The sequence below is a fragment of the Kitasatospora sp. NPDC023385 genome (assembly GCF_055664045.1).
Genome location: NZ_JBVOOL010000002.1, coordinates 467,385 through 488,405, shown reverse-complemented (window position 1 = coordinate 488,405; position 21,021 = coordinate 467,385). Strand labels below are relative to the sequence as shown.

Below are 21,021 nucleotides of genomic sequence, written 5' to 3'. Positions count from 1 at the left end.
GCCCCGCCGCCCTCAGCCGAGCAGCGACCGCGCCGGCTCCAGCGGCAGCTCCGCCGGTTCCAGCAGCCGCACCGCCACGTCCGGCGCGAAGCCGCTGTCGTGCGCGACCCGCCGGGCGAACTCGGCGACACCGGCCAACTGCCGCTCGCCGAGCGAGAAGTCGAGCGCCTCGCTGAAGTACCGCTCCAGCACGTCCGCCCCGAAGGCCTCCCAGCGGGCGGCCTGCTCGGCGACCTTGGCCGCCTCCACCAGCGACAGGTCACGGGACTCCAGGAAGGCCCGGTGCACGGCCGCGGTCAGCTCGGGGCGCCGCTCGGCGAACTCGCGGCGCACCGCCCAGACGGCGAAGACGAATGGCAGGCCGGTCCACTCCTTCCACATCTCGCCGAGGTCGTGGACGGTCAGCCCGAGGTCGGCGGCCTGCCCGAGGTAGGCGCGCAGCGCCGGGTCGCCGATCAGGACGGCGGCGTCGGCCTCGACGAGCATCGCGCTGAGGTCCGGCGGGCAGCTGAAGTAGTCCGGGCGTACGCCCTCGCGCTCCTCCAGGAGCAGCCGGGCGAGCCGGACGGAGGTGCGGCTGGTGGAGCCGAGGGCGACCCGGCGGCCGTCGAGGTCGGCGAGCGGCACCTTGCTCACGATCAGGCAGGACATCACCGGGCCGTCGCTGCCGACCGCGATGTCGGGCAGGACCAGCAGGTCGTCGGCGTTGCGCAGGTACTCCACGCAGGTGATCGGGCCGATGTCCAGGGCGCCGTCGACGAGCCGGTCGCTCAGCTTCTCCGGGGTGTCCTTGCTGAGGTCCAGGTCGAGCAGGTTGCCGGTCCGGGCGAGTCCCCAGTAGAGGGGAACGCAGTTCAGGAACTGAATGTGGCCGACCCGCGGCCTGACCGGGGTCTTCTCCCCGCCCGGGGGGTTCTCCCCGCCAGGAGTGCTCTCGCCGCCCGGGGTGTTCTCCCCGCGCGGGGCGTTCTGGGGCTCCCGCGTCTGCGCGTCCGGTGTTCGTGCGTCCGGTGCTGCCACTGCGCCGCTCCCTTGTTGTTCGTGCGCCTCCCCGCAGCGTATGCCCGCCGTTCCGGAGGTCCGGCACCGGCCACCCGACACGCCCTCACCCGTCTCCAACCCGCCTTTCCACGCCCGCTTCCGCCCTTACGACACGCGCCTTCCGAGGCGCAAACGACCTCTGGTCGTCACAGCTGCCGCATGCTAGCGTTGCCCTCAGTTGCAGTTTGATTCCCCTTGCAGTACTTGAAGCCTGCGGAGCATGTAACCGCGGGCTTTTTGTAGTTTTTCAGCAATATCGAAAAACTTCGGACTCGTCCGGAGGCAGGGCGATCAGCGCAGCGGACCGGGCGTCACACGGTGTGGCCCCCGACACGCATCGCAAGGAGAACGGCATGGCCACGGGAACCGTCAAGTGGTTCAACGCTGAGAAGGGCTTCGGCTTCATCGCCCAGGAGGGCGGCGGCCCGGACGTCTTCGTTCACTACTCCGCCATCAACGCGAACGGCTTCCGTTCGCTGGAGGAGAACCAGGCGGTGAGCTTTGACGTCACCCAGGGCCCGAAGGGCCCGCAGGCGGAGAACGTCACCGCTATCTGACCATCCTCTGATGATCTGATCGCTCGGGACCCCGACGGGTCCGCCGACGGCTCCCTAAGCCGTCACCGTGAGCACAAGAGCAATACCCAAGGGGGCCCGCCTATCGGTGGGCCCCCTGCCTTGTCTTTACGGTCGCACGGACCGAGGAAGGGCCCTCTCCCGGTCGCCGGGAGAGGGCCCTTCCGCCGTACCGGCGGGGATCAGGCGGCGGCAGCGGCCTTCGCGGGGGCCTTGGCCGGGGCGGCGGCCGCCGGGGTGTCCGTGCCGTACAGGTCACCCGAGGGGTTGTTGTACGCGGCGACGTCGAGGATCTTCTCCCGTGCGGCGACCAGGACCGGCACCAGCACCTGGCCGGCGACGTTCGTCGCGGTGCGCATCATGTCCAGGATCGGGTCGATGGCGAGCAGCAGGCCGACGCCCTCCAGCGGCAGGCCCAGGGTGGACAGGGTCAGCGTCAGCATGACGATCGCACCGGTGAGGCCCGCGGTGGCGGCCGAGCCGACCACCGAGACGAAGGCGATCAGGATGTAGTCCTTGATGCCGAGCTCGATGTTGTAGACCTGGGCGACGAAGATCGCGGCGATCGCCGGGTAGATCGCGGCGCAGCCGTCCATCTTGGTGGTGGCGCCGAACGGCACCGAGAAGGACGCGTACTCGCTCGGGACGCCGAGGCGCTCGGTGACGCGGCGGGTGACCGGCAGGGTGCCGACCGAGGAGCGGGAGACGAAGGCCAGCTGGATGGCGGGCCAGGCGCCCTTGAAGAAGTGCAGCGGGTTGAGGCCGGCGGCGAAGCGCAGCAGCAGCGAGTAGACGACGAAGAGGACCAGCGCGCAGCCGACGTAGATGTCGAGGGTCAGCGTGGCGAAGGGCTTGAGCAGGTCCCAGCCGTACTTGGCGACGGACTTGCCGATCAGGCCGAGGGTGCCGAGCGGGGAGAGCCGGATGACCCACCACAGCGCGGTCTGGGTCAGCTCCAGTACGGATTCGCTGAGCTTGAGGACCGGCTCGGCCTTGGCGCCGAGCTTGATGACGGCCGCGCCGACCACGACCGCCATGAAGACGATCTGCAGGACGTTCACCTTGGCGAAGGCGTCGACGATGTTGGTCGGGAAGATCCCGGTCAGGAAGTCGATCCAGGTGCCCTTGGAGTCGAGCGCCTTGAGGCCCTCGGTCTTGAGGTTGGTGCCCTTGCCGGGGTTGGTCAGCAGGCCCAGGCCCAGGCCGATGCCGACCGCTATCAGCGAGGTGATCATGAACCAGAGCAGCGTCCGGGTGGCCAGGCGGGCCGCGTTGGTGACGTTGCGCAGGTTGGCGACGCTCACCACGATCGCGGTGAACACCAGCGGCGGGACGGCCAGCTTGAGCAGCTGGACGAAGATCTTGCCGATGGTCTCCAGGGTGGTGGCCAGCCAGGAGATGTCGGCGGCTCGGGCCAGGTAGCCGAGGCCGACGCCGAGCACGAGGCCGGCGACGATCTGCACCCAGAACGGCGTCTTGCGGATGCGGGCGAGCACGGAGGGCGACGAGGTCGCCTCGGGCGCTGTGGACATGGGGGTGCGTCTCCGGGGGAGGGCGTTGCTGAACGGTGGGGTGTGGGGCGGAGAAGGCGGCACGGCGCGGGGCCGGACGGGAGAGGTCGGGCCCCCGGTCAGGGGCGTGCCGCCGCCATACAGCTCATGGCGCGACAACGGCGCGGGCTGTCCACAGCGTCGGTCAGAGCACACGGGCGGGCGGCGGCGGGCAGTGGGCCCGGGCCGTGCATCCGCAGTGCGTCTGAGGCTGTCATGGCCGATACGTTAGCAGTAAAGGTTTGAGATGTTCAAAGTACTTGTTTGAGATGGGGTGGACGCCAGGCCACCGGCCCCTTACCCCGATCCCGAGATCCGGACACGAACGAAGCTGACACCACATCAGTTCGGGTGGGCGGCCCGGTTGACCAGCGTGTGGTTATACGTATAACTTTGACGATGTCCCCGCCCCCGCCTGCCCAGACCGGAGAAGAACGCCGATGGGCTACCTCGCCCTGCTCCGCGCCCCGCACGTCACCCGCCTGCTCCTCGGCACCCTGCTCGGCCGCCTGCCCGCCGGCATGACCGCCCTGGTGATCGCCCTCGCCCTGCGCGAGGCCGGCGCGCCGTACGGGCGGATCGGGCTGGCCACCGCCGCGTACGCGATCTCGGCGGCCATCGGCGGACCGGTGCTCGGACGGATCGTGGACCGCACCGGTCAGCCGCGCGTCCTGCTCGCCTCTGCCGTGGTGGCCGGCGGCGGGTACGCGTTGCTCGCCTTCGCTCCCGGCTCCCCGCTCGCCGCCCCGGTCGGCGCCGCGATCGCCGGCCTCGCGATGCCTCCGCTGGAGCCCTGCCTGCGCTCGCTCTGGCCGGACGTGGTCGAGGAGGAGCAGCTCGACACCGCCTACGCCTTCGACTCCGCCTCCCAGCAGATCCTCTACGTCGCCGGGCCGCTGGCCGTCGCCGGGATCGCCGGCCTGGTCAGCCCGGTCGCCGCGCTCTGGGTGGCCGCCGGCCTCGGCCTGGCCGGCGCGCTGATCGTGGCCACCGCCGCGCCGGCCCGGGCCTGGCGCGCCCCGGTCCGCGCGCACTCCACCGGACTGCTCGGGCCGCTGCGCTCCCCCGGCCTCGTGTTCCTGCTGGTCGGACTGGCCGGGGCCGGCTGGGCGGTGGGTGCGCAGAACGTGCTGTTCATCGCCTACGCCGAGCACCACGCCGGCGCGCTGCCAGGCGGCGCGGGCACCCTGCTGGCGCTCGCGGCGCTCGGCGGCCTGCTCGGCGCACTCGCCTACGGCGCGGTCCGGTGGCGCAGCACCACCGCCACCCGCACCTGGGTGATGGCCCTCGTGATGGCCGCCTCCTACCTGCCGCTGGTCGCCCTGCCCGGGCCGTACCCGATGGCCGCGCTGGCCTTCCTGTCCGGGATCGCGCTGGCACCGCTGCTGGCGGCGGCGTTCGTCCTGGTCGCCGAACTGGCGCCGAGCGGCACGGTCACCGAGGCCTTCGCCTGGCTGGTCACGCTGTTCGCCACCGGCAACTCGCTCGGCTACGCCGTGTCCGGCAACCTCGCCGAGGGCTCGCTGCGGCCGGTCGCCCTGTGCGCGGCGGGCGGGATCGCGCTCGGCGGGCTGCTGCTGTTCGGCGCGCGGCGCTGGTTCCACACGGCGCCCGTCGCGCCCGCCGTGGCCCAGCCCGTCCCGGTGGGCTGAGCCCCACCCCCACAGACGACTGCGCCCACCGGGGTCTGGCCGGCGGGCGCAGTCTTGTTGTTCCAGCTGCCTACGGGTGTTCAGCTGATCAGCTGTGGCGGCCCCGGCGGCCCGCCATCACGGTGAACAGCACGCCGCAGCCGAGGACGGCGACGCCGAGCACGGCCGGCAGGAACCCGGGCCAACCGGTGCCGGGCAACTCCCCGCCGCCGTGGCTCGGGGACGGGTGCGGGCCGTGCGTCGGCGTCCCGGGCTCACCCGTGCTCGGGCTCCCGGTCGGCGACGGACGGTGCGACGGGCTGTGGCTCGGACTGTACGACGGGCTGTGGGTCGGGCTGTGGGTCGGGCTGTACGACGGACTCCCCGTCGGGGAGGGCGAGCTCGTCGGTGACGGCGAGGACGTCGGAGAAGGCGACGCCGTCGGAGAAGGGGAAGGCGACGGCGAACTCGCCAGCACCACCCCCATGTCCAGGTCCAGGTCCCGCTGCCCGCCCGCCAGCCGCACCGTCGGGGTGAGCCCGGTGGCCGGGTCGGCGTCCGAGTCCAGCGCCGGGTCCGTCCCCGCGTGCTGGACGGTGACCTTCGCCCCCGCCGGAACCGTCGCCAGGTGGAAGCGCACCGCGTACTCGCCGTCCGGCAGCTTGTCGAAGAGGTAGTGCCCGGTGGCGTCCGTGACCGTGGTGACCGGCTTGCCCGTCTTGTCGCGGATCGGCTGCCCGGTCCCGTCCAGCAGTTCGACGGTGACGCCCGGCACCCCGGTGTCGCCGGGTTTCTGGATGCCGCTGCCGTCGCGGTCGGCCCAGACGTAGTCGCCGAGCGCGTTGTTCGGCGGCACCGGTGTCTGAACGCCGACGCCGACCTTGGCGGGTTCGGCGGGCAGCAGCGGGTTTCCGGTGGAGTCGGTGGCGGTGTAGGCGAAGCTGTTCCAGGCGAAGTCGGCGTCGCCGGCGTCCACCGAGGCGACCATCGGCCAGGTCAGGGTGAACACTCCGCCCGGTGCCAGGGCGCCCGGTCGGCGGAGCCGGAACCAGGTGGCGTTGCCCGGCCCGGGGAAGGCGGTGCTCCACCGGGCGTTCGGGTCGCACGGGCCCGGCACGGTGATCGCGCCGGTCAGGCAGGGGTCGGGCGAGGTGGTGTACTCGATCACCACGGTGGGGTCGCTGGAGGTCAGCGGCTGGGTCAGTGAGGGCGTCCAGGCGGAGCCGCGCGGGGTGTCGGGGCGCAGCACGTAGGAGTCGCCCGGGGTGGGCAGCTTGTCGTACGCGATGAACTCGGTGACCGGGTCGGCCGAGTCGTTGCGGACGGTCAGCCGGTAGGAGATGCCGCCGCCGGGGGTGGTGGTGCCGGTGCTGGCGTAGTCCTTGTCGAGGTCGCCCTTGACCTCCTTGTAGGAGCGGAGCACGGCCGGGACCTGTACTTCGACCCGGGAGGAGGCGTGGCACACGGTCTCGGTGGTGTCGCCGTTGCCGTTGACGTCGTGGCTGTCCGGGACGCCGCCGTCGGTGCCGAAGTAGAAGCAGGACACGGGTGCGGTGGCGCCCTCGGTGGTGACGTACACGTCGTTGGTGAGGGTGCCGGGCTGGGCGCTGCCGGCGACCTGGGCGTCGATCAGGGTGCGGTACGCCTTGTGGTCGTTGAGGTACATCATGTCGGGCGCGCCGGCCGGCCAGGTCATCTTGAGCAGTTGGCGGCCGTCGGGGCCGGGCAGCACCTGGACGGACTGCGGGGCGGCGGACTCCGGGTAGGAGGGGTCGCGCCGCGCGCTGCCGTCCACGTAGACGAGGCCGGGCGGCAGCAGGTCGTAGAGGACGAGCGGGGTGTCCAGGGTGCGGCCGGTGCGGTTGTAGGGGACGACCTCGAAGGTGGCGGTGCCGCCGGGGGCGAGGACGGCGCCGGCGGTGGTGGTCTTGGCGGCGCCGAGGTTGGTGGCCGCGGTGACGGTGGTGTCGGCGCAGGCGTTGAGGGCCGCGGTGGCGCCGGCCGCGTCGGTGCCGGTCGCGTCGAAGCAGTTGTGCAGCGGCACCGGTGCGGTGCGGCCGTCGTGGCCGGGGGTGACGATCTGGGCGTGCAGCCGGACGGCGTTGCCCGGGCTCCAGCCGCTGGGGATCGGGCCGGTCCAGGTGAACCGCAGGCCGTCCAGGTAGCGGCCGGCCGGGATGCCGATCACGTCGCCGCCCGGGTTGCCGGCGCCTTCGGCGAAGGTGATCCAGCGCGCGGTCGAGCCGTTCATCGGGCTGTCGGGGGTGAAGGGCCGCCAGGTGGGGTCGCCGTCCAGCCGGTAGTCCAGCGCGAGGGCGATCGTGGTGGGGTTCCACTCGTACAGCTGGAGGGCCTGCGGGAACAGCCAGTCGTACAGGTTGCCGGTGGTGCCGGTGCCCGGGTCGGTCATCACCAGGCTGGTGACCGGGTCCGCGTTGTTGGTCACGAACAGGTTGATGGAGGCGATGTCGCCGGAGACCGTGGTCGACTGCCACGCCTTGGAGCCGCCGATCTGGACACCGGTGGCGGGCGGCTGGAAGGTCGGGGACTCGGCGGTGGCGGTGGACAGGTCGCGCATCCCCTCCGGGCCGAGCGGGTCGCCCTGCAGCGCCACCAGGTTGGTGGAGGTGGTACCGCTGGGGAACGTCGGATCGGGGTAGTTGACGACCAGTACGCCGGGAATGCGGCAGCCGGCCTGGCCGTTGCCGGCCCGGAAGGCGCCGATGTCGTAGGTCCAGCGGTCCGGGTTGTTCGGGTCCTGGGTCCAGCCGGGCGAGCGGCCGGTGTCGACGACGGCGCCGGGCGGCAGGGTGTCGACGAGCCGGCCGGCGTCCAGGTCGACGTTGGGGACGCCGGCGGTGGAGCAGGCGCTGAACTGGTAGGTGACCGAGCGGCCGTCCTGGCTGCTGGTCTGGACGCCCTTGGTGACCTTGTAGTCGGGCTGGACGAGCGCGGTGGTGCTGGCGGAGCCGGTCTGGGCGGGCTCCCCGTCGGCGGTCAGGGTGGCCGAGTTGTCGGCCCGGGTGCCGTTCGGGGTGGTGAAGTTGGGGAACCTGAGCACGACCTTGACGGTCGCGGTGGTTCCGGGGGTGAGGCTGAGCAGCTTGATGTCGAGGGCGCCGGCGACGGTGCCCGCGGCCGGGACGGTCGAGCCGGCGACGTCGACGGTGGTCGCGTCCGGGGTCCAGCCGACGAACTCCATTCCGGCGGGGAGGGTGTCGGTGATGTGTCCGTTGGTGCAGTCACTCACCGAGCAGGTGTAGCGCAGGGTGTAGGTGACGTTCTCGCCGGGCGCCACCGTGAGCTTGTCGACCGTCTTGGTGAAGGTGACGGCGGCCTCGGCGGGCGGGGCCGTGAGGGTGCCGGTGAGCAGGGTGCCTGCGAAGAGGCCGAAGGCCGCGGCCGTTCGGGCGGCTCTGGACAGGCGTGGGGTTCGTGGTCGGGACGTCCGCATGCCGGAATCTCATCGTCCGATGAGATTCCCGACCCCACGGCGCGAGAGCGACCGACCAACAACCGCCTGTTCGGACCAACCCGACAGGACGAACCAGGTCGAACAAGGATGAAGCAGGACGAACATGGCCGCGCTGGTGGCGGCGGTCAGGCCGACGCGGTGGAGGAGCGCAGCACCAGCGACGTGGCCAGCGGCGCCACCGGCGCCACCGGCTCCCCGCGCAGCAGGCCCGCGAGGGCGGCCGCCCCGGCTCGGCCCAGCTCCTCGCCGGGCAGGTCGACGGTGGTCAGCGGCGGGGCCAGCAGTGCGGCCACCGCGACGTTGTCCATGCCGACCACGGACAGGTCCTCCGGCACCCGCAGACCCAGCTCGGCGGCGGCCTGGTAGACCCCGGAGGCGACCACGTCGTCGTCGCAGACCACCGCGCGCGGCCGGTCCGCCCTGGTCAGCAGCCGGCCCGCCACGGCCCGGGCGGCCCGGTGTCCGTCGTTCAGGCTCACACCCAACTCCACGACGTCCAGGCCGAGTTCCCGCACGACCTGCTCGAAGGCGGCCTGCCGGACCCGGAAGGTGTGCGCGGCGTGGCTGGAGCGCAGCCGGCCGATCCGGCGGTGGCCGAGGGAGGCCAGGTGCTCGACGGCGGCCCGCATCCCGCCGGCCACGTCGAGCTCGACGGTCGGGCGCGCGCGGTCCGTGCCCGGGTCGGCGTCCAGGAACACCGCGGGGGTGTCGGTGGGCAGGTCGCCGAGCTGGCTGTCGTCCGGGGAGCAGATCAGCAGGCCGTCGAAGCGGCCGGCGGTGGCGGCCTCCGCGAGGGTGGCGCTGCCCCAGCCGGAGCTGACCACGACCGCCAGTCCGTTGCGGTCGGCCTCCTCGTGGACGCCCTCCAGCACCCGGCCGAAGAACGGGCCCTGGAGGTTCGGCACGGCGAGCAGGATCATCCCGCTGCGGCCGAGGCGCAGCTGCCGGCCCGCCGCCTGCGGGCGGTAGCCGAGGCTGCGGGCGGCCTCCCGGACCCGCTGCCGGGTGGTCTCGGAGACCCGGCGGCCGGCTTCGGCGCCGGAGAAGACCAGGGAGACGGTGGCCTGGGAGACCCCGGCGAGCCGGGCCACGTCCCGGCCGGTGGGCCGACGGGCGGGGGGCGGCCAGGTCCCGAGCGCGTTCTCGGCGGACGGCTGCTCGGGCGGCACGGAGTCTCGGGTGGCGGGCACGGCGGTTGCGGTGCGGCTCGGCGGACGGGGCGGGGGCCGGGGTCAGTTCCGCCCGGCGGAGGCCGCGCGGGCGGCGTCGTCGGCGGCGTCCTCCTCGGCGTTCTGCGCGGCGATCCGCCCGGCGGTACGGCTGCGCAGCCCGGAGACCTTGCCACTGATCTGGGCGGACATCTCGTCGCGCTGCTTACTCAGCAGGGCGTAGCTGAGCGGCGCGGAGGCGACCGCGGCCAGCAGGAAGAGGAAGATCACACCGGCATCGCCGCTGACCGGGATGACCCGGAAGTGCCCGAGCAGCAGGGCCACCAGCAGGCAGGCGAGGAAGATGCTGACCCGCAGGGAGGTGTAGCGGAGCGTGGCGTGCGACTTATCCGGGCCGTTGCTGCTCACTGGGACACATCCTTCTCGTTGCGCGGGGGTGTGGACGGGTCCACCAGTCAAGCATGCCTGACGGCCGGCCCGGCCCGGGCCCCTCCGCCCCGGCCGCCGCCCGCGCCCGGGCCCGCGCCCCTGCCCGTGCCCTGCTGGTGCCGCCGCCCGTGCCACCGCCCCGTTGGGGGCCGGGCTCAGCGCAGGTCGAGCCACATGGTGATGTCGTCGCGGTCGTCCCCGGGGGCGACCCGGATCGCGGCCGGCACCCGGCCGACCTCCCGGTAGCCGGCGCGGGCGTAGAACTCCTCCAGCCCCAGGCCGCCGCGCGCGGTGAGCCGCAGTGACTCCAGGCCCCACTCCCGGGCCACCCGCTCGGCCTCGGCGAGCAGTCCGGCACCGTAGCCGCGGCCCTGACAGTCGGGGTGCACCATGACCCGCTTGAGCATGCGCCAGTGGTCCATGGGTCCGTAGCACATCGACGCGAAGAACAGCACGCCGACCAGCCGGCCGGTGTCACTGTCGTGGGCGACCAGCAGCCGGTCCGGGCCGTCCGGGGCGAGCCCCGCGAACTGGGCATCGGCGCGGTCCCACACCTCGTCCTCGGTGACCGGCCCCACGAAGCCGACCGCGCCGCCCGCGTTGGTGACGTCGGTCCACAGCCGGACGACGTCCGCCCGCAGGTCGGGGTCGGGCTTCGGGTCCAGGGTGAAGGTGAGCGCCATGCGCCGGAGCCTAGACCTCCGCTCCGACAGCCTTCGCTCCCACGGCCTTCGCTCCCGCAACCCTCGTCGCGGCATCGGCATCGGCACCGGCACCGCCCGCCCCATCGGTCGGCCCGGTGCGCAGCGCCAGGCAGAGCCCGACCGCGACCACGCACAGCGCGCCGGCGCCGTACCAGGTCAGGTCGTAGTTCCCGAGCGCGTCGCGGGCCAGGCCGGCCAGCCCGGCGACGACGGCCGCGCCGATCTGGTGGCTGGCCAGCACCCAGCCGAAGACGATCGGGGCGTCCCCGCCGAAGTGCCGGCGGCACAGTGCGACGGTCGGCGGCACGGTGGCGACCCAGTCCAGGCCGTAGAAGACGACGAAGGCGAGGATCGGCGGCTGCAGCGAGCCGGCCAGCAGCTGCGGCAGCAGGAGCAGGGAGAGGCCGCGCAGTCCGTAGTACACGGTCAGCAGCACCCGGGAGTCGACGCGGTCGGTGAGCCAGCCGCTGAACACGGTCCCGGCGACGTCGAAGACGCCGATCAGGGCGAGCAGGCTCGCGGCGGTGGTGACCGGCATGCCGTGGTCGTGCGCGGCCGGGATGAAGTGGGTGCCGACCAGGCCGGCGGTGGTGGCGCCGCAGATCGCGAAGGAGCCGGCCAGCAGCCAGAACGCCCTGGTGCGGGCGGCGTTGCGCAGCACCCGGAGCGAGCGGGCCAGGGCGCGGCCGTCGGCGGCCGGCGCGGGCGGGGCCGCGGTCGCGCCGTACGGGAGCAGGCCGAGGTCGGCGGGCCGCTCGCGCATCAGCAGCAGGACCGGGACGGCGACGGCGCTGGCGGCGAGCGAGACCACGACCACGGCCGAGCGCCAGCCGTGCTGTTCGACCAGCCAGGCGCCGACCGGCAGGAACACCAGGTTGCCCGCCGCACCGGCGGCGGTCAGCACCCCGGTGACCAGGCCCTGGCGGGCCTGGAACCAGCGGCCGGTGATGGTGGTGGCGAAGGCCCCGGCCATCGAGCCGCTGCCCAGGCCCACCAACACGCCCCAGCAGAGCACCAGTTGCCAGGGTTCGCGCATCAGCATGGTGAGCCCGGAGCCGACCGAGATGGTCAGCAGCGCGCAGACCACCACCAGGCGCACCCCGAAGCGGTCCATCAGGGCGGCGGCGAAGGGGGCGGTGAGGCCGTAGAGGGTCAGGTTGACGGAGGTGGCGCTGGAGATCGTCCCGAGGGACCAGCCGAACTCGTTGTGCAGGGCGTCCATCATCAGGCTCGGCGCGGAGCGGAAACCGGCCGAGCCGAGCAGGACGAGCAGGGCGACACCGGCCACCACCCAGGCGTAGTGCACCCGGGGGCGCCCGGCCGGGGCGGGCCGTTCGACGCCGGCCGGATCGGGGGCGGGCGTGGGGGCAGGCATGGAGGCGGTCGGATCGGGGGCGGGCGTGGGGGCGGGGGCGCTGCGTTCGGTCACGTGGACGAGTGTTCCGGGCGGCCTGCGCCCGGACGAGTGGCCTGAATGACAGCTTTCGCAAGGATCGGGCCACGGCCCCGGCGTACTGTGGCCCTGACCCGCCGGCACCTGAGGGGACGACATGGCACACCTGGTCGCGGTACTCGCCCTGGACGGCGTGATCGCCTTCGAACTCGGCATCCCCGCCCGCATCTTCGGCGGCGCCAAGGACCCGTCCGGCCGGCCCCTCTACGAAGTGGCCACCTGCACCCTGGACGGCCTGCCGGTCGCCACCAGCGCCGACTTCCGGGTCACGGTCGACCACGGGCCCGAACTGCTGGAGCGGGCCGACACCGTGGTGATCCCGGCCTCCGCCGACTCCAGCCCGGCCGTCGCCGACGCCTGCTTCACCCCGGCACTGGCCGCCGCGCTCGCCCGGATCCGGCCCGGCACCCGGCTGATGTCGATCTGCACCGGCTCCTTCATCCTGGCCGCCGCCGGCCTGCTGGACGGCCGCCCGGCCACCACCCACTGGCGCTACACCGAGCGCTTCGCCCGGCTCTTCCCCCGGGTGCGGCTCGACCCCGACGTGCTGTACACCGACGACGGCGACATCCTCACCTCCGGCGGGGTCGCCGCCGGGGTGGACCTCTGCCTGCACGTGGTGCGGCGCGACCACGGCAGCGCGGTGGCCAACGCGGTGGCCCGCAACTGCCTGGTACCCCCGTGGCGCGAGGGCGGCCAGAAGCAGTACGTGGAGGCCCCGAGCCCGGTGGACGCCGACGGCAGCGGCACCGCCGCCGTGCGCGCCTGGGCGCTGGAGCACCTGGACCGGCCGCTCGAGCTGCGCCGACTCGCCGACCGGGCGGGCATGAGCGTGCGGACCTTCACCCGGCGCTTCCGCGAGGAGACCGGCGCCAGCCCGGGCCAGTGGATCACCACCCAGCGCACCGAGCGGGCCCGCCAGCTGCTGGAACGGACCGACCTGACCATCGACCAGGTCGCCCGCGAGTCCGGCTTCGGCACCGCCGCCTCACTGCGGCTGCAGCTGCGCGGCCGGCTCGACGTGGCACCGAGCGCCTACCGGCGAACCTTCCGTACCGGCCCCTGACCGCGCCGCGCACGGGCGTTGAGGCGTCCGGGTGCCGGGCCGGCCGGTGGCCGGATCCCGCCGTGTGCCGGCGGCGAATTGGATGGCGGCAGGCCGCGCGCACCCCGAGCACGGCACGGCGGGCCGCCATCCAAATCGCGACGCGCGGGCCCTGAACCCGCGCCGCGACCTCCGCACTCGCCGAGGAGTGGTCCGCGACCGGCCGTCCGCGGCCCCTTCGCTGACACGAGCCCCCTGGACAGCGGCACCGCGGCGGTGGACGGACGTCCCCTCGGCGTCCCCTCGCGTCGGAGCGCCGCACCCAAGCGTGATCAGTCGGATACGTCACGTCAATGGGTAGTCGGAAATTCGGAATGGTTGCGTCACCTTTCAGCCGGTGATCACTACCAGCGTCCGCCGGGGGAGCCGCTATTTCGCCAGAGCCGCCCAGTCGACGTCCGCCAGCGGATCGGCGGGCCGGGCGTCCGCGCCGATCTCGCACCAGACCCGCTTGCCCGAGCCGTCCGGGTACCAGCCCCAGCGCTCGCAGAGCAGCTCGACCAGTTCCAGGCCGCGCCCGTTGGTCGCGTCCTGGTCCGCCCCGGCGTGCCGCGGGGCCGGGGCGTTCTGACTCGCGTCGGCGACCTCCACCCGCAGCGGGACGGCCGGACAGCCCGCCGGCGCGCCCTCGGCCACCGGCAGGCAGAGCCGCAGCACGGCCGGACAGCCCGTGTGCACCACGGCGTTGGTGACCAGCTCCGAGACCACCAGCACCACCGTCTCGGCCATCGGCGCGTCCGGGTCCACCCCGTGGTTCAACAGCCGTGAGCGCACCCACCGACGGGCCCGGCCGACCTCGGCGGGGTCCGCCTGCACCGCCAGCTGTACCTGAAGAACCTGCACCGCTCCACCACCCGCACTCGCAGTTCGGCCTAAGTCCCGATCGGGCCGGTTCGACCGGCCGGGCGGGTCCTCGCACTCCGCCCGGCGCCACCCGAGCCGCTCCCGGACGTCCGCCCGGTCCGTTCACCCGCGCCCGCCCGTCCGCTCCGACTCGTCGGTCGCGCACCGGCCGCGACACGAATACGCCTCAGGATGGGCGGCCGGGCGGGCCGCAGCAAGCGCTTCGGGCATATTCCGGCGATCGGGGGACAGGGCAGTGCATACTGTCCCGCTCACTCTCGCGAACCTCGTACCGGCGCTCGTCCGGCCCGGGCCGACCCGCCGGTCCCGCAGTCGGGAACCTACCGCCGGACGCCCCCGGCACCCGGCCCGCCACTCGCGAACCACCCGTGCGACATATGTCCAGCTGTTCTCGAACAGCGGCCTCGCCCGCGGCTGCGGCACTCGCTCCGGCATCCGGCCCGGCATCAGCTCGGCACCCGCCCGGCACCCGACCCGGCATCAACTCCGCTACCGCTCCGGCACCGTGCCGGCCATCCGCGAGGAAGGATTCCGTTCTTGCCGGATTCCCTCCGCCGCGCGCCGGCCGCAAGATACCGTTGGGTACGCCAGCGAACCCGGTCAGGAGGGTGGTTCCCGATGGCCACCCCGGAGCGGCCCCCGCGCTGGGACGAGCAGGTGCAACGCCGCCTCGCGCGCGGCGAGGAGACCGCGCTCGGCGAACTCTACGACCAGCTCTCACCGATGGTGCACGGCCTGGCCGGGCGAATACTGGCCGACCAGGGCGCCGCAGCCCAGCTCACCCGGGAGATCTTCGCCCACGTCTGGGAGCACCCCGAGGACTTCGATCCGGCCCGGGGCACGCTGCGCTCCTGGCTCGGCGCGCTCACCCACCACCGCGCGGTCGAACGGCTGCGGGCTCGGCACGCCGCCGACCGCCCGGCGGACGGCGACAGCCGGGGCGCCGAGGCGGAGATCCGCGCCGTGGCGACCGCGGCGCGCATGCGGTACGTGGTCGACTCCCTGCCCCAACCCCTGCGGGAGACCATCGCGGTGACGTACTACGACGGCCGGACCTACCGGGAGACGGCCCGACTGCTCGGCATCAGCGAGCAGGCCGCCAAGCAGCGGATGCGCCTCGGCCTGGAGCTGCTGGCCACCGAGCTGGCCACCGAACCGGGCAGCGAGCCGGGCGACGAGCCTGCGCGCCAGGACCAAGCCGGGGACGGGAAGACGTGAGCAGCACTGAGGAGCAGCACGACGCCCTGCGTTCGCTGCTCGGCGCCTGGGCCCTCGGCGCCTGCCCGACCCGCGAGGCCGCCGAGTTGGAGCGGCACCTGCGGGCCTGCCCGGAGTGCGCCGAGGAGGCGGCCCGGCTGCGCGGGGCGGCCGGCTGGCTCTCCCTGGACGAGCCGCTGGACCAGCCGGGCCCGCTGCGCCAGCAGGTGCTCGACTGGTGCCTGGCCCGCCGCCCGGCCGAACTGCCCGTCCCCGCCTGGGGGATGCCGTACACGGCGGAGACCGCCAAGCTCGACGCGCTGCTGCGCGACCTCGGCCGGGAGGAGTGGCAGGAGGTGGCCGAACTGCCGTGGCACGGCGGCACCGACCGGCGGCGCCCGGCCGAGGTGCTCGCCCACCTGACCGCCGTGGACGGCTTCCTGGCGCTCGCCCTCGGCCTGCCCGACCCGGTGCCGGCCGCTCCGGGCGCACCCGTCGCGGCGGCCGAACGGCGGGTGCCGCCGCAGGATCCGGCCGGGCCGCCGTCGGCGCCGCGGGTGCCGCGGGTGCCGCCGCAGGGCGGTCCGTACACCGCGATCGCCGCGCGCACCGCCCGGATGATCGCCGACCAGAGCGCCCTGGCACCGCAGTCGGTACGCGCCCGGTGGCGGCAGCAGAGCCACGACCTGGTGCGCGGCGCCGCGCTCGCCCCGCAGGGCAACACGCCGGTGGACTACGGCTTCACCGTGCTGCCGCTGCGCGACGCCTTCGTGGACCGGGCCTTCGAGTGCTACGTGCACGGCGAGGACGTCGCCCGGGCGGTCGCCTACCCGTACGCCCCGCCCGCACCGCAGCACCTGCGGCAGATGGTGGAGTTGGTGGTCCGGCTGCTCCCCCGGGCGCTGGCGGCCCTGCGCGCGGCGCACCCCGAGCACGCGGGGGCGCCTGGTGCGCCGGGTACACCGCAGGGCGCGGTCCGGACCGTCCGGCGGCTGCGGCTGATGGTCGACGGCCCGGCGGGCGGCGAGTGGCTGGTGCCGCTGGACGGTTGGGGCAGCGCGGGCGGCGCAGGCAGCCCGGGCAGCGCAGGCGGCGCGGCCGGCCCGGAGGCGGCGGCGCCCGGTGGGGAGCCGGTGGCCTCGATGGTGCTGGACGGCCTGGAGCTCTGCCAGTTGGCCGCCGCGCACCGCGATCCGGACCGGCTGCCGGTCGGCGAGCACGGGGACCGGGCCGCGATCCGCGAGGTGCTGCACGCGCTCCCGCTGCTGTCGCGGCCGTAGGGCCTTACGCGAGGACGACTACGCGAAGACGACCGTACGGGTGCCGTCGAGCAGCACGCGGTGCTCGCTGTGCCACTTCACCGCGCGGGCCAGCGCCTGGCACTCGACGTCCCGGCCGAGCGCGACCAGCTGGTCCGGGCTGACGTCGTGGGTGACCCGGGCCACCTCCTGCTCGATGATCGGGCCCTCGTCCAGGTCGGCGGTGACGTAGTGCGCGGTGGCGCCGATCAGCTTCACGCCCCGGGCGTGCGCCTGGTGGTACGGCTTGGCGCCCTTGAAGCTCGGCAGGAAGGAGTGGTGGATGTTGATCACCCGGCCGGACAGCTCGGTGCACAGCTGGTCGGAGAGCACCTGCATGTACCGGGCCAGCACGACCAGCTCGACCTGCTCCTCGGCCACCAGGTCCAGCAGCCGCTGCTCGGCCTGCGCCTTGGTGTCCCTGGTGACCGGGATGTGGTGGAAGGGGATCCCGTAGCTCTCGGTCAGGCCCTGCAGGTCGGTGTGGTTGGAGACGACCGCGGCGATCTCCACCGGCAGGGCGCCGATCCGGGTGCGGTACAGCAGGTCGTTCAGGCAGTGGCCGAACTTGCTGACCATCAGGACGATCCGCATCCGCTGGTCGGTCGGGTGGATCTGCCAGTCCATGCCGAAGGAGGCGCCGATCGCGGCGAAGCTGGCCCGCAGCTTGTCGGCGGTGACGGGCTCGGGAGCGGAGAAGTGCACCCGCATGAAGAAGAGCCCGCTGTCGGCGTCCCCGAACTGCTGGCTGTCGATGATGTTGCAGCCGGTCATGAAGAGGTAGCTGGAGACAGCGTGGACGATGCCCTGCTTGTCGGGGCAGGACAGCGTGAGGACGTACTGGGCGCCGGCCGGCTGCGGTTCCACTGGGGGTATCCCGTTCTGAGCTCGTGACGTGCGTGGACGGTCCAGCGTGTCACATCCTGGACAGCCGCCGCCCCGCTGCCCGTACTGCGGGACGGCGGCACCCGGCGGCCGTCCCGCCCCGGCGGGTCAGAGCCGGCGGACCGGACCCGCCGGATCAGACTCAGCGGACCAGACCCGGCGGGTCAGACCCGGGTGAGGATGCGCAGCACGTCCAGCGACTTGGGGGCCGCGTCCGGGTCGTCCCCGTCGCCCGTGGCCAGCGCGACGTGCGCCTCGCGGGCCGCCCGGACGGTCTCCGGCCAGCCGGGGTGGCCCAGGTAGGCGGAGGCGGGGGCGTCCGCGCCGACCTCGTGCAGCAACTGCACCGCCCGCAGCACCGCGACGTCGACCAGCGCGGCCTCGGCGGCGTCCCGCAGGATCGTGCCGACGTACTTCTCGGCCGACCAGCGGTCCAGCCAGGTGTCCTCGACCAGCCGGTAGACGGCGTCGGTCACGTCCCCGTACCCCTCCCGGCCGGTCAGCCAGGCCTCCTGCTGGAACGCGGGGTCGGACAACATGTGCAGCGCCGAGCGGAGTCGGGCTCGCCAGCGCCACCAGGGCAGGTCGTTGAGCGGCATGCCGCCCATCGTGCTGGAACGGTGGCCCGGACGAGAAGGGTTTCGGGCGGACCGGTGCGAAGAATCTGTGCTGGCGGACATGGTGAACGATCGTACGTTCCCCGTCCGTTCGTACTCCACTCCCGATCTACACGCGTACCGCTCCGGAGTTCGGCCGCCGTTTGCCGACCGTTCGCATTTCCGCCCTCTCGGCTTGTGGCGCCGGGGCTTGGCTGGATCCGGTGCGCCGGAGTGCGCCCAGAGAGAGGGCAGACCGATGACCAGCCGAAGGGACTCTTTCCAGGGCCGTCCCCCGATCGCGCGACGCCGACGCCGCCGCCCGATCGCCGCCGCCGCGACCGCGGCGGCCTTGCTCCCCACCCTCTTCTCGGCCTCCGCGTGCGGCGGACCGGCCGACGCCGCCGACGGCACCGACCTGACGGTGATGACCTGGGCCCCGTCCGGCACCGGCTCCGCCGACCGGCCGGGCATGACCGCCCTCGCCTCCGCGATCGGCCAGGACGTCAACCTCAGGGGCGGACTGAACGGACGCCGACTGCGGGTGGTCACCTGCAACGAGCACAACAGCGCCGCCGGCGCCCGCGCCTGCGCCCAGCAGGCCGTGGACGTCAGGGCCACCGCCGTCATCGGCTCCTACAGCCAGTGGGGCGAGGACTTCATGCCGGTCCTGGAACGCGCCGGCATCCCGCTGATCGGCGGCTACGGGCTCTCCCAGCCCGAGTTCTCCAGCCCGCTGTCCTACCCGGTGGACGGCGGCATGCCGGCCCTGATCGCCGGCAACGGCCGCCAGCTGGTGGACGCCGGCTGCAGGACCGTGTCGCTGATCCGCCCGGACACCCCGGCCGGCGACAACCTGCTCGGCTACCTGGGCAACGCGCTGCGCCCGGCCGGGATCAAGCTCCAGGACGTCAAGGCGCCCGAGCAGTCCTCCGACTACACCCCGGTGGCCCGCAAGGCGCTCGGCAAGGACGAGCCGGGCAACTGCGTCACCAGCGCGCTGGCCGCCGAGCCGACCGGCAACCTGCTGGACTCCTACCGGCGGCTGACCCCGAAGAACACCCGGATCGCCTCGGTGATCGGCAGCGTCCAGCAGTCGGTGGTCGACTCCACCGGCGGCGACTCCAGCCCGCTGAGCGGCGCCTACGTCACCAGCTGGTACCCGCCGGAGTCCGCGAAGATCTGGGACGGGCTGCGCGCGGTGGTGCGCGCCGACACCACCGGCGGGAGCACCATCGACGTCTCCGACCCCGGGGTGCAGACCACCTGGGTCGCGTACGAGGTGTTCCGGACGGTGGCGCAGAAGCTGGCGGAGGCCGGCAAGCCGGTCACCCCGAAGTCGATCGCCGGGCTGCTGGACGCCGGCGAGGGCATCGACACCGGGATCACCCCGCCGCTGAACTGGGGCGCCACCAACATGCTGCCCAGCACCGAGTCGCCGCGGCTGGTGAACACCTGGGTCACCTACCAGGTGGTGAAGACCGGCCGGATGACCCTGCAGCAGCCGGGCTTCGTGGACGTCCGCTGGGTGCTCACCGGGGGCCGCCCGCCGGCCTGACGCGCGAGGGCGGGCCCGACGGGCCCGCCCGTCCTGCTCGTCCCGCTCCTCCGGAGACCGCCGGAGACCGGCGGCGCCTCGGCTCAGCGCCGCTACAGGTCGCCGTCACCGCGGGGGGGCAGGCCGGTCTGGCCGGCGATCGCGTTCCAGAGCGTGGAGGCCTGCTTCTTCGCGGTGGTCGCGGTGCCACTGGCCTGGACCGCGTTCTTGTAGTGCTGGTTGTCCTGCTTCTTCGCGTCGCAGGAGCCCTGCGCGTCCTGCGCCCAGGCCGCGTACTCGTCGTCGGCCTGCGCCGAGGCCGTCCAGGCCGCGTTGAGCTGCTCGACCAGCTGCTGGCCGCCGGGCAGCTTGTCGGTCTTCAGCTGGCCGAGCTTGGTCTGCAGCTCGCGCCGCTTGCCGGCCGCGGCGGCGAGGGCCTGCTGGGAGTCGGGGAGCTTGTCGCACTTCTGCACCGAGGCGACCGCGGAGACCACCGAGTTACGGCTGTCGCTCGCGGTGCCCAGCAGGTCCGACAACGGCTGCGCCTGGGCCTTGACCACCGGGTCGACGGCCCCGCCGGAGCCGCTCTGGCCGGGCGTTCCGGTGGCGGCGCCGCTGCCGGTGGCGGCCACCGGGGCGGTCTTATTGTCGTCCTTGGTCCCGCCGCCGCCGCTCATCAGGACGGCGACCAGGATGCCGGCCACGGCGCAGCCCGCCACCACCCCGCCGATGACCAGCTTGTTGGACGGGCGGCGGCCGGATCCGCCCGCCCGGGTCGCGTCGAAGTCCTGCCCGCGCTCCGGGCCGTAGCCCTGGCCCTGGCCGTGGTCCTGGTTGTAGTCCTGGCCGTGGCCCTGGCTGTAGTCCTGTGCCGGGTAGCCCGGCTGGGGCTGCGCGGCCGGCGGGTAGCCCTGGTAGCCCGGGGCGGACTGCTGCGGCGGGTAGCCGGGCTGCGGCTGCGGCGCCGGGTAGCCGGCCGCCTGCGGGTCGCCCGCCGGATACGGCGGCAGGTGCTGCGTCTCCGGGGCCGGGCCGGGCTGCGGGGCGCCGTACCCGGGCTGCGGCGCACCCCACGGGGCCGCCTGGCCCGGCACCGGCTGCACGGGGACGGCCTGGGTCGGCAGCGCGTGCCCGCCCTCGCCGAGGTACTCCGGCTGGCCGGACGGCTGCCCCACCGGCGGCACGGCCGAGTGGCCCTGCGGCTGCCCCGGCTGGCCCTGCGGCTGGCCGGGCTCGGGGCGGAACAGGTCGTCCAGGTTGAAGTCACCCGAGTTGGGGTACGAGCGGCGCTGACTCAACGCGATTCCTCACCTGTGCAGGACCGCGCACTGACGGCGGACCACATCTCGTCGGTTCTTGGGGGCATCACAGTTCCTTGGACGTCGCGCCCACGCTACCGGTTCGCCTCACCGGGTGACCACGTGGGCGGGACATCCGTCACGCTCCCTGCACAGACGATCCGGGAGCGACGCCGCTCGCACCGCCCCCGGGCCGGGCCGCCCCGGGTCAGGC

Annotated in this window: 17 protein-coding genes; 6 read left to right on the top strand and 11 right to left on the bottom strand. The window is 73.7% G+C overall.

What is annotated here, in order from left to right; genetic code table 11:
• Window positions 1-12: 12 nt before the first annotated feature.
• Window positions 13-867 carry a menaquinone biosynthetic enzyme MqnA/MqnD family protein gene (locus AC0B61_RS05185; protein WP_471739384.1) on the bottom strand — a complete coding sequence of 285 codons (855 nt, stop codon included), beginning with the start codon at window positions 865-867 and terminating at the stop codon, window positions 13-15.
• 527 nt (window positions 868-1,394) lie between these two features.
• Between AC0B61_RS05185 and AC0B61_RS05180 the strand changes: the two genes are divergently transcribed.
• Window positions 1,395-1,598: a cold-shock protein gene (locus tag AC0B61_RS05180; protein ID WP_030235313.1), complete on the top strand. Its 204-nt coding sequence runs from the start codon at window positions 1,395-1,397 to the stop codon at window positions 1,596-1,598.
• Between the two features lie 200 nt (window positions 1,599-1,798).
• Here AC0B61_RS05180 and AC0B61_RS05175 read toward each other — a convergent pair whose 3' ends face one another.
• Complete coding sequence (locus AC0B61_RS05175) at window positions 1,799-3,148, bottom strand: dicarboxylate/amino acid:cation symporter (RefSeq protein ID WP_471739236.1); 1,350 nt, start codon at window positions 3,146-3,148, stop codon at window positions 1,799-1,801.
• Window positions 3,149-3,606: 458 nt separating this feature from the next.
• On the opposite strand from AC0B61_RS05175, the gene AC0B61_RS05170 reads away from it, so the two are divergent.
• Window positions 3,607-4,818, top strand: a complete 1,212-nt coding sequence (locus AC0B61_RS05170; protein ID WP_471739235.1) for an MFS transporter — start codon at window positions 3,607-3,609, stop codon at window positions 4,816-4,818.
• 88 nt (window positions 4,819-4,906) lie between these two features.
• Here AC0B61_RS05170 and AC0B61_RS05165 read toward each other — a convergent pair whose 3' ends face one another.
• From AC0B61_RS05165 to AC0B61_RS05145, 5 genes are all read right to left on the bottom strand, one after another.
• A complete protein-coding gene (locus AC0B61_RS05165; protein ID WP_471739234.1) occupies window positions 4,907-8,251 on the bottom strand; it encodes an SdrD B-like domain-containing protein in 3,345 nt (1,114 codons plus the stop codon).
• A gap of 146 nt (window positions 8,252-8,397) precedes the next feature.
• Window positions 8,398-9,462 carry a LacI family DNA-binding transcriptional regulator gene (locus AC0B61_RS05160; RefSeq protein WP_471739233.1) on the bottom strand — a complete coding sequence of 355 codons (1,065 nt, stop codon included), beginning with the start codon at window positions 9,460-9,462 and terminating at the stop codon, window positions 8,398-8,400.
• Between the two features lie 42 nt (window positions 9,463-9,504).
• On the bottom strand, window positions 9,505-9,849 hold the full coding sequence (locus AC0B61_RS05155) for a DUF4229 domain-containing protein (RefSeq protein ID WP_471739232.1): 345 nt from the start codon (window positions 9,847-9,849) through the stop codon (window positions 9,505-9,507).
• Window positions 9,850-10,025: 176 nt separating this feature from the next.
• Entirely contained in the window at window positions 10,026-10,553 is a 528-nt protein-coding gene (locus AC0B61_RS05150) for a GNAT family N-acetyltransferase (protein WP_471739231.1), read from the bottom strand.
• Between the two features lie 10 nt (window positions 10,554-10,563).
• Window positions 10,564-11,949 (bottom strand): MFS transporter, encoded by a 1,386-nt coding sequence (locus tag AC0B61_RS05145; protein ID WP_471739383.1) that lies wholly within the window; start codon window positions 11,947-11,949, stop codon window positions 10,564-10,566.
• 175 nt (window positions 11,950-12,124) lie between these two features.
• On the opposite strand from AC0B61_RS05145, the gene AC0B61_RS05140 reads away from it, so the two are divergent.
• A complete protein-coding gene (locus AC0B61_RS05140) occupies window positions 12,125-13,093 on the top strand; it encodes a GlxA family transcriptional regulator (RefSeq protein ID WP_471739230.1) in 969 nt (322 codons plus the stop codon).
• Window positions 13,094-13,501: 408 nt separating this feature from the next.
• Here AC0B61_RS05140 and AC0B61_RS05135 read toward each other — a convergent pair whose 3' ends face one another.
• Window positions 13,502-13,975 carry an ATP-binding protein gene (locus AC0B61_RS05135; RefSeq protein WP_471739229.1) on the bottom strand — a complete coding sequence of 158 codons (474 nt, stop codon included), beginning with the start codon at window positions 13,973-13,975 and terminating at the stop codon, window positions 13,502-13,504.
• A 639-nt stretch (window positions 13,976-14,614) separates the two neighbouring features.
• Between AC0B61_RS05135 and AC0B61_RS05130 the strand changes: the two genes are divergently transcribed.
• Together AC0B61_RS05130 and AC0B61_RS05125 are read left to right on the top strand one after the other, a co-directional pair.
• Complete coding sequence (locus AC0B61_RS05130; RefSeq protein ID WP_471739228.1) at window positions 14,615-15,214, top strand: sigma-70 family RNA polymerase sigma factor; 600 nt, start codon at window positions 14,615-14,617, stop codon at window positions 15,212-15,214.
• Window positions 15,211-16,473 (top strand): zf-HC2 domain-containing protein, encoded by a 1,263-nt coding sequence (locus tag AC0B61_RS05125; protein ID WP_471739227.1) that lies wholly within the window; start codon window positions 15,211-15,213, stop codon window positions 16,471-16,473. The genes AC0B61_RS05130 and AC0B61_RS05125 overlap by 4 nt, the downstream gene beginning before the upstream one ends.
• 18 nt (window positions 16,474-16,491) lie before the next feature.
• Here the strand turns inward: AC0B61_RS05125 and purU are convergent, their stop codons facing one another.
• Window positions 16,492-17,358, bottom strand: a complete 867-nt coding sequence (gene purU / locus AC0B61_RS05120; RefSeq protein ID WP_471739226.1) for a formyltetrahydrofolate deformylase — start codon at window positions 17,356-17,358, stop codon at window positions 16,492-16,494.
• Between the two features lie 182 nt (window positions 17,359-17,540).
• Entirely contained in the window at window positions 17,541-17,975 is a 435-nt protein-coding gene (locus AC0B61_RS05115) for an SCO4402 family protein (protein WP_471739225.1), read from the bottom strand.
• A gap of 256 nt (window positions 17,976-18,231) precedes the next feature.
• On the opposite strand from AC0B61_RS05115, the gene AC0B61_RS05110 reads away from it, so the two are divergent.
• Entirely contained in the window at window positions 18,232-19,530 is a 1,299-nt protein-coding gene (locus tag AC0B61_RS05110; RefSeq protein ID WP_471739224.1) for an ABC transporter substrate-binding protein, read from the top strand.
• A gap of 92 nt (window positions 19,531-19,622) precedes the next feature.
• On the opposite strand, the gene AC0B61_RS05105 is transcribed toward AC0B61_RS05110, so the two are convergent.
• The gene (locus AC0B61_RS05105) at window positions 19,623-20,807 is read right to left on the bottom strand and encodes a hypothetical protein (RefSeq protein WP_471739223.1); all 1,185 of its coding nucleotides are present in this window, start codon (window positions 20,805-20,807) and stop codon (window positions 19,623-19,625) included.
• Window positions 20,808-21,021: the final 214 nt, after the last annotated feature.